The 13168-nt window shown below is 69.4% G+C and carries 10 protein-coding genes and 1 pseudogene; 4 read left to right on the top strand and 7 right to left on the bottom strand.

The window, feature by feature from the left end; all coding sequences use genetic code 11:
• Positions 1-155: 155 nt before the first annotated feature.
• Entirely contained in the window at positions 156-935 is a 780-nt protein-coding gene (locus tag QTN24_RS13260; protein WP_313837629.1) for an IclR family transcriptional regulator, read from the top strand.
• Entirely contained in the window at positions 932-1723 is a 792-nt protein-coding gene (locus QTN24_RS13255; RefSeq protein WP_124682500.1) for an IclR family transcriptional regulator, read from the top strand. Before QTN24_RS13260 ends, QTN24_RS13255 begins: the two co-directional genes overlap by 4 nt.
• Before the next feature lie 16 nt (positions 1724-1739).
• Here QTN24_RS13255 and QTN24_RS13250 read toward each other — a convergent pair.
• Positions 1740-3401, bottom strand: a pseudogene (locus QTN24_RS13250) (SulP family inorganic anion transporter); the annotation flags it as partial.
• Positions 3402-3693: 292 nt separating this feature from the next.
• On the opposite strand from QTN24_RS13250, the gene QTN24_RS13245 reads away from it, so the two are divergent.
• A complete protein-coding gene (locus QTN24_RS13245; protein WP_313837628.1) occupies positions 3694-4245 on the top strand; it encodes a cytochrome P460 family protein in 552 nt (183 codons plus the stop codon).
• A 10-nt stretch (positions 4246-4255) separates the two neighbouring features.
• Here the strand turns inward: QTN24_RS13245 and QTN24_RS13240 are convergent, their stop codons facing one another.
• From QTN24_RS13240 to QTN24_RS13215, 6 genes are all read right to left on the bottom strand, one after another.
• Entirely contained in the window at positions 4256-5029 is a 774-nt protein-coding gene (locus tag QTN24_RS13240; RefSeq protein ID WP_124682503.1) for a DeoR/GlpR family DNA-binding transcription regulator, read from the bottom strand.
• 101 nt (positions 5030-5130) lie between these two features.
• On the bottom strand, positions 5131-5880 hold the full coding sequence (locus tag QTN24_RS13235; RefSeq protein WP_313837760.1) for an amino acid ABC transporter ATP-binding protein: 750 nt from the start codon (positions 5878-5880) through the stop codon (positions 5131-5133).
• A gap of 28 nt (positions 5881-5908) precedes the next feature.
• Entirely contained in the window at positions 5909-6562 is a 654-nt protein-coding gene (locus QTN24_RS13230) for an amino acid ABC transporter permease (RefSeq protein ID WP_313837626.1), read from the bottom strand.
• Between the two features lie 52 nt (positions 6563-6614).
• Entirely contained in the window at positions 6615-7403 is a 789-nt protein-coding gene (locus QTN24_RS13225; RefSeq protein WP_313837624.1) for an amino acid ABC transporter substrate-binding protein, read from the bottom strand.
• Between the two features lie 366 nt (positions 7404-7769).
• Complete coding sequence (locus tag QTN24_RS13220; RefSeq protein ID WP_313837622.1) at positions 7770-8363, bottom strand: hypothetical protein; 594 nt, start codon at positions 8361-8363, stop codon at positions 7770-7772.
• A gap of 121 nt (positions 8364-8484) precedes the next feature.
• Positions 8485-11250 (bottom strand): decarboxylase, encoded by a 2766-nt coding sequence (locus tag QTN24_RS13215; protein WP_313837620.1) that lies wholly within the window; start codon positions 11248-11250, stop codon positions 8485-8487.
• Between the two features lie 256 nt (positions 11251-11506).
• Here QTN24_RS13215 and QTN24_RS13210 point away from each other — a divergent pair, with 256 nt between their 5' ends.
• Positions 11507-13141 (top strand): bifunctional aspartate transaminase/aspartate 4-decarboxylase, encoded by a 1635-nt coding sequence (locus QTN24_RS13210; RefSeq protein ID WP_313837618.1) that lies wholly within the window; start codon positions 11507-11509, stop codon positions 13139-13141.
• Positions 13142-13168 lie beyond the last annotated feature (27 nt).

Below are 13168 nucleotides of genomic sequence, written 5' to 3'. Positions count from 1 at the left end.
GCTTGCTATTGGATAAACAGACCGCAAACCCTTGCCGCACCGTGCCCGCCCCCGGGAAAACCCCCAGCGCCCCGCAGCCGCCCCATGCGGCGCCGGGGCCGCCCGCGCGGGGCGGATCGCTTACCATGGGCACCTTTCCAACCCGACACGCGGACATGGCACGACCCCCGGGCGAACCCGCCGGCAAGACGCAGCGCGGCATCCAGAGCGTGGAGGTGGGCGGCCGCCTGCTGCGGGCGCTGGCCGATGCGCGGCGACCGCTGGGCCTTGCCGAACTGGCGGCCGCCGCGCAACTGGCGCCGGCGCAGGCCCACACCTACCTGGTCAGCCTGACGCGGCTCGGGCTGATCAAGCGCGACCACCTGGACGGCAGCTACGAGCCCGGCCCGCTGGCGCTGCGGCTGGGCATGCTGCACCTGGACCATGCGCCCGCCTATCGCGCGGCCGTGCCGCACGTGCGCGCGCTGGCGGCGGCCATCGGCTGCAACGTGGCGATCAGCCTGCCGACGCCGCAGGGGCCGACCATCGTCCACTTTGCCCCGGCCGGCACGCCGCTCCACGTGAACCTGCACGTGGGCACCGTGATGGCGTTGGCGACCACGGCCACGGGCCGCACCTATTGCGCGTTCCAGCCCGCGTCGCACTGGCAGCCGATCTGGGCGCGCCAGCAGACCGGCGCGTCGGCCGCCGCGCTGCCCGCCTTTCAGGCGCAACTGGACGCCATCCGCGCGCGCGGCATGGAACACAGCATCGACACCCCCAGCCCGGCGGTCAGCAGCCTGGCGATGCCGCTGGCCGGCGCCGACGGCGCGCTGCGGCTGGTGCTGACCGCGATTGGCTCGACGGGCGCGATCGACGTCGGCTGGCGGGGCCCCGTGGCCCGCGCGATGCGCGACACGCTCGACCGCATCGCCCGCGAGATGGAGCCCGCATGAGCCAGCCGGAAGACAGCAAGCCCCAGCGCGGCATCCAGTCGCTGGACAACACCGGCCAGTTGCTCGATGCGCTGGCCGACGCGGGCCGCCCGCTTTCGCTTGGCGAACTGGCGCGCGCGGCCGGCATGGTGCCGGCCAAGGCGTTTCCGCACCTGGTCAGCCTGCAGAAGATCGGCCTGCTGGCGCGCAATGCCGATGGCGATTTCGAAGCCGGCCCGCTGGCGCTGGACCTGGGGCTGGTGGCGCTGCAGCGGCTGTCGCCCACGCGCGAGGCCGAGCCCGAGGTGGTGGCGCTGGCGCATGCCACGGGGCTGTCGGTGGCGATGGCGGTATTCGGGCCGCTGGGTCCCACGGTGATCCGGCTGGAAGAAGCGTCGCGCCCGCAGCATGTGAGCCTGCGCGTGGGCACGGTGCTGTCGATGGTCAACACGGCCATCGGCCGGACCTTTGCGGCCCATCTGCCCGACGACGTGCTGGCGCAGGCGCTGGCGCAGGACGCGATCCGCATGGCCGGCGTGGCGGTGGACGCCGCGCTGCAGGCCGAATGGGCGCCGCGCTGGCGCGCGATCCGCGCGGCCGGCATCGACCACGCCGTGAGCCGGCCGGTGCCCGGCATCGACACGCTCGCCGCCCCGGTGTTCGACCACACCGGCGCGCTGGCGCTGGTCATCGCCGTGATGGGCAGCAGCGGCAGCTTTGACAGCGCGACCGACAGCGACGTGGCCCAGGTGGTGCGGCAGGCCGCGCGGCGGCTGTCGTGGCGCTTCGGCGCCGCGCTGGGCGGCTGACCGTCAGCGCCAGCTTTTCGGGCGGCTTGCGCATGCCGCGGCTGTCCATGTAGTCGTCGACCGCGCTGCCCACGGTCGGGTGGAAGCGGTGGTCGCTGAACACCTCGGTCAGCTCGAAGCGCTTGAGCTTGTCGCGCACCGGGTCTTTCATCTCGGCGAAATGGAGCGCGATGCCGTCCTGCGCCAGGTGCTGGCCCAGTTCGCGCAGCATGTCGGCCGACGTCACGTCGACGCTGGTCACGGGCTCGGCGGCCACCACCACACGGCGCACGGGCGTGGGCGATGCCTCCACGGCCTCCAGCAGCCGTTGCTGGAACAGCTCGGCGTTGGCGAAGAACAGCGGCGCATCCCAGCGGAACAGCACCAGCCCGTCCACGCGCGCCGCGTGCGGGTAGCGCTTCAGGTCGTGGTAGCCGCGCAGGTTCGGCACGCGGCCCAGCACCGCGAAATGGGGCCGCCAGCCGTCCCACAGGAACTCGACCACGGCCACGACGATCGCCAGGCAGATGCCCGGGATGGCGCCGAACACGGCCACGGCCGCGAAGCACAGCATCGACAGCCAGAACTCCCACTGCTGGATGCGGTAGATGCGCCGCAAGTCCTTGAACTCGAACAGGCCGATGGCGGCGGCGATGACCACGGCGGCCAGCGCGCTGTTCGGCAGGTAGCGCAGCAGGTTGGGCGCCACCAGCAGCAGCGCGGCCACGGCCAGGGCGCCGACCACGCCGGTCAGTTGCGAGCGCGCGCCGGCCGCCTCGGCCACCGGCGTGCGCGATGCGCTGCTGCTGATCGGAAAGCCCTGGAAGAAACCTGCCGCCAGGTTGGCCGCGCCCAGCCCCACCATCTCCTGGTTCGGATCGACCTTGGTATGGGTGCGCGCGGCGTACGTGCGCGACAGCACGCTGGTATCGGCAAACGCGATCATCGCCACGGCGCAGCCGCCCAGCACGATCTTGACCACGTCGGCGCCGGTCAGCCACGGGATGGCAAAGACCGGCAGGCCCTGCGGGATCTCGCCCAGCACCTTGACGCCGCGGTCATCCAGCTGGAACACGCTGACCGCCAGCGTGGCCAGGATCACGGCGATCAGGATGCCCGGCACGCGGTCGAAGCGCTTGAGCGCCAGGATCACCGCCAGGCTGGCCGCGCCCACGCCAAAGCTGTACCAGTTGGTCTGGCCCTGCGCGATGCGCTGCACCAGCTGCCAGAGTTCGCGCAGCGGGCCGGCGTCGTCGATCGGGATGGCGAACAGCTTGGGTAGCTGGCTGACCAGCACGGTCAGCGCGATGCCGTTCATGTAGCCGTAGCGGATGGGCTTGGACAGCAGTTCGGTGATGAACCCCAGCCGCAGCAGGCCCAGCACGATGCAGAACACGCCCGAGACGATGGCCATCAGGCTGGCGGTGGCCACCGCGCGCGCCGGGTCGCCGCCGGACACGCTCAGCACCACGGCCAGGATCGGCGCGGCCAGCGCGGAATCGGGGCCCAGCACCAGGATGCGGCTGGGCCCGAACAGCGCGTAGGCCAGCAGCGGGATGATCGTCGCGTAGAGCCCGTAGACGCCCGGCACGCCCGACGCCTCGGCGTAGGCGATGCCCACCGGCACCAGCATCGTGGTCAGCACCAGCCCGGCGGCCAGGTCGCGCGGCAGCCACGCCGGCTGGTAGGTCTTCAGCATGGCCAGCCCGGGCAGCCAGCGCAGCCAGCCAGCCGGGGGCGCGGGGGCGTCCAGTCCCGAGGGGCCGGAGGGGTTGGGCGTGGGGGTAGTCGATGCCATGGAACCCTTCTTGTCGTGGAATCACGCCGGGCGACCGGTCGGATTCAGCATAGGCCCCGGGGCGGCCAAAGCAAGCCGGGCGTGACCGATCCGGCAAACCCGAAACGGCTGCGCGCTGCACAAAACGGCCGGCGCCGCCGCGCGGCCATGCTGGCGGTCATGACGACATGCGCCCGACGCGCAGGAGATTCCCATGAAGCGATCGATCCCGACCTGGCTGTCCGCGCTGGCCCTGGCCGCCGCAGCCGCCGCAGCCGCCGCGCCGGCCCTGCACGCCGAACCCGCCACCCCGGACGGCGTGGCGCCGAACGGCGTCCGCATCCCGCCCGGCTTCCGCGACTGGAAGCTGGTGACCGTGGCGCGCGAGGAAGGCAAGAACGACGACATCCGCGCCATCCTGGGCAACGACGTGGCGATTGCCGCGCTGCAACGCGGCAAGTACCCGCTGCCCGACGGCACCGTGCTGGCGCGGCTGGCGTGGAGCTACGACGCGCTGCCCGAGAGCGCCGCCGCGTTCGGCAAGCCGCAGTCGCACGTGGCCGGGCATCCGAAGAACGGCGTGCAGTTCATGGTCAAGGATTCGGTCAAGTACGCGTCCACGGGCGGCTGGGGCTATGCCGAGTTCGACAGCGGCAAGGCGGCGGGCAACCCGCAGGCCTGCTTTGCGTGCCACACCGTGGTCAAGGACCGCGACTACGTGTTCAACCGGCTGGCCCCGGTGGATACCGGCGGCATCGGCCAGTAGGCGGGCCCGGTCAGCACACGTGCAGCGCCACGCTGGCGTGCTCGCAGAGGGCCGGCAGCGTGGGCAGCGTGTCGGTGGCGCCGGCGTCGGTGAACAGGTGGTCGATCTGTTCCAGCCCGGCCACGCGGCATGGCGCGTTGCGCAGGCACTTGCTGCTGTCGGCCAGCAGCACGCGCAGATGGCTCTGCGCCAGCAGCACCTGGCTCAGTTCGGCCTCCTCGGGCTGGAATTCGTAGAACGTGCCGTCCTCGTCGAGCCCGGCGGCGCTGCAGATGGTGACGTGCGCGCGGAACCGGCGCATGAAGTCCAGCGTGGCGCTGCCCATCACGTCCAGGTCGCCCGTGCGCAGCCGGCCGCCGGCCACCCAGGTCTCGATGCGCGGCTTGTCGGCCAGCGCGTGCACCACGCCCAGGTTGTTGGTCACCACGCGCAGCGGCAGGTCGGCCGGCAGTGCGCGCGCGAACTCGGTGACCGTGGTGCCGTAGCCCAGGAATACCGTGGCATCGGCCTCGACCATGCCGAGCGCGGCCTGCGCGATGCGGCGCTTGCGCTCAACGTGGGCCGTGCTGCGCTGGAGGTAGCTGATATTGTGCTGGCTGGCCGGCAGGCTCAGGCCGCCGTGCATGCGCCGTGCCAGCCCCTGCAGGCTCAGTTCGTTGATGTCGCGCCGGATGGTCTGGCTGCTCACGCCGTAGCGGCTGGCCAGTTGCTCGGTGCTCAGGTAGCCGGCGTCGTTCAGCCAGCCGAAGATTTCACGCTGCCGCGGGGTCAGGGTCGGGCTCATCGGGTTTCATTCGCGCATGGTGCATGGTCGAACGAAAATGTAAGCCGGGAATGTGACACTTCCGTGACGCCTTCCCACTGACCCGGCGCCGCGTGCGCCGCCTAGAACACGCGGGTCAGGAATTCCCGCGTGCGGGCGTGGCCCGGGGCGCCGAACAACTGCGCCGGCGCGCCTTCCTCGACCACCTTGCCGCCGTCCATGAACACCACGTGGTTGGCCACCTCGCGGGCAAAGCCCATCTCGTGCGTGACCACCAGCATCGTCATGTGCTCGTCGGCAAGCTGGCGCATCGTGCGCAGCACCTCGCCGGTGAGTTCCGGGTCCAGCGCCGACGTGGGCTCGTCGAACAGCATGATGTCGGGCGCCATCGCCAGCGCGCGGGCAATCGCCACGCGCTGCTTCTGCCCGCCCGACAGCCGCGACGGGTAGCTGTCGCGCTTGTCGAACAGGCCCACCTTGCGCAGCAGGTCGTCGGCCACCGGCACGATGCTGTCGCGGGACAGGCCCTTGACCGTCATCGGCGCCTCGATCAGGTTCTGCAGCACGGTCAGGTGCGGGAACAGGTTGAACGACTGGAACACCATGCCCATCCGGCCGCAGATGCGGCGCAGGTCGGCGCCCCGCGCGTAGTGCACGACGCCGCCCTCCGTGTACGCCAGCCGCTCGCCCTCGATCTCCAGCGTGCCGGCGTCGATCACCTCCAGGTGGTTCAGGCAGCGCAGCAGCGTGCTCTTGCCCGAGCCGGACGGCCCGATCACGGCCGTCACGTCGCCCTTGCGCAGCGACAGCGACACGCCCTTCAGCACTTCCAGCGGGCCGAACGACTTGTGGATGTCGCGCGCCCCCACCATCAACGGGCGCGCGCGCACGCCGGCGGGCTCATTGATCGTATCTTGCATAGCGTTTCTCCAGCCGTTGGAACATCCACGTCAGGACCAGCGTCATCACCAGGTAGAAGAGCGCGGCCACCAGGAACGGGGTGGTCGTGAAATCGCGCTGCACGATGCTGCGGGCGGTGCGCAGGATGTCGTTGAGCGCGAGCACGTAGATCAGGGACGTGTCCTTGACCAGCGTGATGGTCTCGTTGCTGACCGGCGGCAGCACGCGGCCGATCATCTGCGGCAGCACGATGCGCCGCATGGTCTGAAAGTAGCTCAGGCCCAGCGTCTTGCTGGCCTCGTACTGGCCGCGCTCCACGGACTGGATGCCCGCGCGGAAGATCTCGGCGAAGTACGCCGCGTAGTTCAGCGCGAACGCCACCACGGCGGCCGGGAAGTCCGGCAGCCGGATGCCGACGTACGGCACGAACGGCAGCGCGAAGTAGATGAACAGCATCTGGAGCATCAGCGGCGTGCCGCGCATCAGCCAGATATAGCCGTTGACGAGCGTGCTGACCGGCTTCCAGGCCGAAATGCGCAGCAGGGCCAGCACCAGGCCCAGCGGGACCGACAGCGCGAGCGTGATGGCGAACAGGGTCAGGGTGACCCTGGCCCCGTCCACCATCGGCGGCAGGAGAGAAAGAACGTAGTCCATGCTGAAACGTCACGCCGCTGGCCCGACCGGGCGCCGGCGGCCTGGGTGAGTCTTACTTGGTGATGTCGGCGCCGAACCACTGCGTGGCCAGGCGGCCGGCCGTGCCGTCCTGCTTCATTGCCGCCAGCGTCTTGTTCAGCTTGGCCAGCAGCTCCGCGTCGTCCTTGCGCACGCCCACGCCGTAGTCCTCGGTGCCGAAGTTCTCGGTCAGCACGCGGTATTCGCCGGCGCGCTTGCCTGCCAGGTAGCGGCCCACCACCTCGTCCACCACCACGGCGTCCAGCCGGCCGGCGGACAGGTCCATCAGCGCGGTGACGTTGTCGCCAAAGGTCTTCAGCTCCTTCATGCTGGCGGCCAGGCTGGCTTCCTTCTTGATGGCGTCCACGGCGCTGCTGCCGTCCTGCGCGCCGACGATGCGGCCGGCCAGGTCGGCCTTGGCCTGGATGGGCGACTTGGCCGTGACGATGACGATCTGGTGGTTGGTCATGTACGGGTCCGTGAAGCTGATGTTCTTCTTGCGCTCCTCGGTGATCGTCAGCCCGTTCCAGAGCACGTCCACGCGCTTGCCGTTCAGCTCGGCCTCCTTGGCGCTCCAGTCGATCGGCTTGAACTCCACGGTCATGCCCAGGCGCTGCGCGGCCTCCTTGGCCATGTCGATGTCGAAGCCGACGAGCTGGTTGTTGGCGTCGCGGAAGCCCATCGGCGGGAAGTTGTCGTCCAGGCCGACGACGATGGCGGTGCTGGCGCTGGGCTGGCTGGCCGCCGGCTTCGGGTCGCCCTTGCCGCAGGCGGCCAGCAACGAAAGACCGGAGATCAGGAATACGGCTGCAATTTTCTTCATGGTTCGAGGAGATAAGGGTGTCGCGGTGGCGCGTCCGGCATCCGCGTCACGCCGCCGGCCCAGGGACAGTGTCGGCCGGCGGGCAGGAAAAGGCGGGATCGGGATTGCGATCGGCGGAGTCGCGCTGGGCGATTCGCGCAGGAAAGCGGGGATGCCTGGACGCTCGGCTACCCGGCGCGGGCGGCGTCGCAGGGCGCGCCGGGCCGGCCGGGGAGTCGGCAGGGCGCTATTCTACAGCGCCCCTCCCCGCGAAAACCCTGATGCGGCGGCAAAAATCCGTGCGAAAGCGGCGCAATATGTTGCGCGCGAGGCACTTCGACAAGGCCACGCGCCGGGCCGGATCCTCCCCGGCCGGCGCCGGCGGGGCTACTTGGCAGCGCCCGGTTCCACGGACACCGCCACGGCCTCGGTGTAGACGGCCTGCACGCGGTCGCCCTTCTTGACGTCCTTCATCTGGTCGGGATCGCTGACCATCAGGTCGACGATCTGGCCGCGCGGGCCCTTGACGGTCACGATCTGCGCCTCGCGGTTCACGGCCACCACCTGGGCCACCACCGTGACCTCGCGGCCCACGGTGCCGCCGGGACGCGCGCCCGGCTGCGCGCGGTCGGCAATCTCCTTTTCCTGCATCGACGCGGCGCCACTGCCCTTCTTCAGGCTCACGGTCAGCGCCTCGCGGTAAGACACTGTGACCTTGTCGCCCACCTTGAGCTGTTCGAAGTTGCGCGCCTCGGGGCCGACCGTCATCTCCACGGTCTTGCCCTGCTGCGTCTTCAGCGTCAGCTTGCGGTTGGCCGCGTCGATGGCGGTGATGACGGCGGTCGCCGTGACCGTGCCCGACGCGGTGGCCTGCCCCGGCGTGCGCGTCAGGTCGGTCTTCATGTCGGGTTGTGCATGGCCCGGCAAGGCGGCCAGCAGCCCGGCAGCCATGAACAGGGATGCGAGCAGCGTCTTTCTCATCGTGGTACTCCTTCGCGGTCAAAGAGGCGTTGCGGCGGCCCCGGCCGGGCCGGGCCGGGCCTGCGTTCGATCTCGATTCTAGGAGTTCGCGCCGCTTTCCCGAATGGCCTTTGGGCCAACGTCAGCCCCGGTCCGCCCGCGCCCCGTCGCCATCCGCGCCCAGCGCTTCGGGGCGGATCAGCTCCAGCCCGCGCGCCGCGTTGAAGCCGTGGATCTCCTTCACGTCCAGCTTGCGCATGAACATGATGGTCTCGGGCGTGATGACCTGCCCCGGCACCATGATCGGAAAGCCCGGCGGATACGGGATGACGAACTTGGCCGATACCAGTTCCGGGCCGTCGGCGAGCCGCTGGTCGATGCGCGGGTCGTTCAGCCTGATGCATTCGCAGCATTCCGGCCGGTATGCCAGGTAGTAGGCGCGACGCATGTCGCCCTCGGGCGTCTGGCTGCGCGGATCCAGCCGCAGCGCGTCGTGGAAGCGGCTGAAGTTGGGCAGGTCCGGCACGTCCTCCACCAGCGCCTTGACGCGCGCGGCAAACGTGGCCCGCTCGCTCTCGCCGCCTTCCTCCAGCCTGCGGTCCAGGTTGCGCGAGATGTCGGCCAGCGCCTTGATCAGGTGCGCCAGGTCGCTGCGGGTGTTGTTGATGTTGATCTGCACCAGCACGCTGTTGCGCGACGTCTTGTTGATCTGGATATCGTACTGCTCGGCCAGCAGCCCCTTGAACTGGGTGCCGTCGTAGCCGGCCGCGCCGCACAGCAGCGTGATGCGGGTGGGATCCAGGAAGAACTCGTCCTCGCGCACGGCCTGGGCGGTGTCCGCCAGCGTCTTGTCGGGCGCGGCGTAGTCGGCAAAGCCGGACAGCCGGTACTGCTCGGGGATCATCTCGGCCGGCGTGGCCGCGCGGAAATACTTCGAGATCAGCGGGTGCTCGTTGATCTCCTGGCGCAGCTCGATGGCAAGCTGCAGCGCGCGCTGCACCAACTCGTAGCCTTCCAGCTCCATCTGGCGCCGCGCGAGGTCGATCGACGCGATGATCTGCAGGTTCGGCGACGTCGACGTGTGCGTGAAGAACGCCTCCTTGAACGGCGCCTCCACCGTGTGGAAATCCTGGTCGGCCACGACGATGATCGACCCCTGCCGCAGCGCCGACATCGACTTGTGGACGGACTCGGTCTGGTAGACCCGCACCCGCGTGCGCGCCGGGTCGGGCAGCAGTTCCATGTCCAGCAGCCGCGGGTCGTCGTCGGGGATGTCCTTGACCGTCTCGCGGTACGCCTCGTACCGGCTCTGGTAGGCCGGGTCGGCCATCATCCGGCGCAGCTTGTAGGCGGCGCCCATGGCGGTGCGCATGCGCAGCAGCGGCGAGAACCGCGCGTAGCCGTACCAGGCTTCGTCCCACAGGAAGACCAAGTCCGGCTTGATGGCCAGGCATTCCAGCATGGTGCGCCGCACGTTGGCGATGTGGCCGTCGAACGTGCAGTTGGTCAGCACCAGCATCCGGGCGCGGTCGAGCTTGCCTTCGGCCTTCAGCGCCAGCAGCGCCTGCTTGATCGGCCGGATGGCCAGGCTGCCGTACATCGAGTACTGGGTCAGCGGGTAGGCGTCGATGTAGAGCGGCTGCGCGCCGGCCAGCACCACGCCGTAGTGGTGCGACTTGTGGCAGTCGCGGTCGATCAGCACGATGTCGCCGGGCATCAGCATCGCCTGGTGCACGATCTTGTTGGCGGTGGACGTGCCGTTCGTGACAAAGAAGCTGCGGTCGCCACCAAACGCGCGGGCCGCCTTTTCCTGCGCGCGGCGGATGTTGCCGGTAGGCTCCAGCAGGCTGTCCAGGCCGCCCGTGGTGGCCGACGACTCCGCCAGGAACAGGTTGGCGCCGTAGAACTCGCCCATGTCGCGGATCCAGTTCGACTTGAAGATCGACTTGCCGCGCGCCACCGGCAGCGCGTGGAACGTGCCGATGGGCCGCTGGGCGTAGTGCTTCAGGTTGTCGAAGTACGGCGTCTCGTAGCGGTCCTTGACGCCTTCCTGGATGGCCAGGTGGATCTCCATCGGTTCCTCGGCGCCGTAGAAGATGCGGCGCAGCGGCGCGGCCTCGTCGGAGCCGGCCAGGTGGCCGACGTCGCGGTCCGTCGACAGGAAGACGTCCAGTTCCGGCCGCAGCCGGCGCAGCACGCGCGCCAGCGTGGCGCCGGTATCGCCGGTGCCCTGCCCCGTGCCCACCGGCGTGTTGCGCGTGATGATCTCGCGCAGCGCGGGCGTCGTGTTCGGCGACGCGAACGTGAAGCCGTCGACGATCAGCACCGACTGCAGGTTGTAGTTGAAGATCGCCGCCAGCAGCGCGTCCTCGAAGTTGCCCACCACCACGGTCTCGTAGATGAACGCGTCCTCGTCGCGGCGCAGCCGGCGGAACGACGCGCGCAGATCGCCCCACGTGGACGGCTCGCCGGCCGCCACGATCAGCAGCTCGAAGTACGGCTTGCGGCTCTGGCCCTTGCCGATCGACGGCGGCAGGAACTCGGGCAACCGCGTCTCGCCCTCGTCCTCCACCAGCCACGCCTCGCGCTCGTCGCGGTAGCTGTTGGACAGCAGCGCCGTGCTGATGCGCCGCACGAGCTTTTCCAGGCTGGCCCAGTCACGCTGCGCCAGCCGCGCCTCCACCTGGCCGAACAGTTCCACGCCCGGATAGCCGTTGTACTGCTCCAGCGGCGCCAGCTCCTGGATCACCTCGCGGCATTGGGTGGCGTAAGACGCGTCGTCCTGCGGCGCCGCGGCCAGCTGGCGCGCCAGCCGATGCAGCGTGCGCCACCGGTCGATGCGGCCTTCCGACGCCGAAAGGAACTGGTGCAGGCCGCGCGGCCGGGACGGGTGCTCGGAACGTTCCATGATTCGCCTCCACAGGCAAGGGACCGGCCTGGGCCGGCGTCCATCCCATCAATGTTGGACATCCACACGCCGCTGCCATTGGACCTTGGTCCCCCGTGCACCGCAGCAATGCACGCAATGCCCCGTGGTAGGGCTTTGGGCCAATTGAGCGCGTGCCAATCGCCGACTAGCTTGAGTATCGGGATTTTGTGGCCACGCCCGCGCCCGGCACACCGGCAGCCGCGGACGGCCCTCTGACGATTCGAGGAGACGGGCAATGAACAAGCGGGATACCTCCGGCCTGGAGAACCTTTCGCCATTCGAACTGAAGGACGAGCTGATCAAGCTCGCGGGCAGCGCCACGAACCGGCTGATGCTCAACGCCGGGCGCGGCAATCCGAACTTCCTGGCCACGGTGCCCCGCCATGGCTTCTGGCAGCTTGGCCTGTTCGCGATGATCGAGTCGGAGCGGTCGTTCTCGTACCTGACGGCCGGCGTGGGCGGCTTTCCGCGCCGCGCCGGCATCGAGGAGCGCTTCGACCTGTTCGCCCGCGAGCACCGCGACGTGCCCGGCGTGCAGTTCCTGGCCGGCGCGGTGTCGTTCGTGCGGGACCAGCTCGGGCTGGACGGCGGCGACTTCCTGTACGAGATGTGCGAAGGCATCCTGGCCTGCAACTATCCCGTGCCGGACCGGATGCTCCGGCTGACCGAGAAGATCGTCAAGCAGTACGTCCGCCGCGAGATGATTGGCCGGCACCCGTTCGTGGGCGACTTCGACCTGTACGCCGTGGAAGGCGGCACGGCGGCCATGACGTACCTGTTCAACTCGATGCGGGTGAACCACCTGCTCAAGCCGGGCGACACCATCGCGCTGGGCATGCCGATCTTCACGCCCTACATCGAGATTCCCGAGCTGGCCGAGTACCACCTGACCGAACTGTCGATCGACGCCGACCCGGCGGCCGGCTGGCAGTACGCCAGGGAGGAACTGGACAGGCTGCGCGACCCCAAGGTCAAGGCGTTCTTCCTGGTCAACCCGAGCAACCCGCCGTCGGTGCGCGTCAGCGACGAAAGCCTGCAGTACATCACCGAGATCGTGCAGGAGCGGCCCGACCTGATCATCCTGACCGACGACGTCTACGGCACCTTTGCCGACAACTTCGTGTCGCTGTTCGCCATGTGCCCGCAGAACACCATCCTGGTCTATTCGTACTCGAAGTACTTTGGCGCCACGGGCTGGCGGCTGGGCGTCATCGCCACGCACAAGACCAACCTGCTGGACAGCAAGATCGCCGAGCTGCCCAGGGACGAGCGCGAGGGCCTGAACAAGCGCTATGCGTCGATCACCACCGCGCCGGAGAAGCTGCCGTTCATCGACCGCGTGGTGGCCGACAGCCGCACCGTGGCGCTGAACCATACGGCCGGCCTGTCCACGCCGCAGCAGGTGCAGATGGTGCTGTTCTCGCTGTTCTCGCTCATGGACACGGCCGAGACCTACAAGCAGACGATGAAGCGCCTGATCCGCAGCCGCAAGGCGGCGCTGTACCGCGGCATGGGCGCCCGGATGGCCGAGGTGGACGAGAACGTGGTGGATTACTACACGCTGCTCGACGTCGAGCAGATGAGCCGCGAGGTGGGACCGGAGTTCGTGACCTGGCTGCTGGACCAGGTGCAGCCACACGAGCTGCTGTTCCGGCTGGCCGAGGAGGCCGGCGTGGTGCTGCTGCCCGGCGGCGGCTTTGGCACGCGGCACCCGTCGGGCCGCGTCTCGCTGGCCAATCTCAACGAAGAGGACTACGTGAAGATCGGCCGCTCGGTGCGCAAGCTGCGCGACGAGTACCTGGAACGGTACCGCGCGCTGGGCAAGGGCAACGGCAACGGGAACAAGTCGGACAAGCCGAAGAAGACGTAGCGCGCGGACGGCCCGCGCCCTGCTGCC

This window comes from Cupriavidus sp. SZY C1 (genome assembly GCF_032190535.1).
GTDB lineage: Bacteria > Pseudomonadota > Gammaproteobacteria > Burkholderiales > Burkholderiaceae > Cupriavidus > Cupriavidus pauculus_C.
The sequence above is the reverse complement of the archived record's forward strand: the minus strand, read 5'-3'. Positions and strand labels throughout refer to the sequence as shown.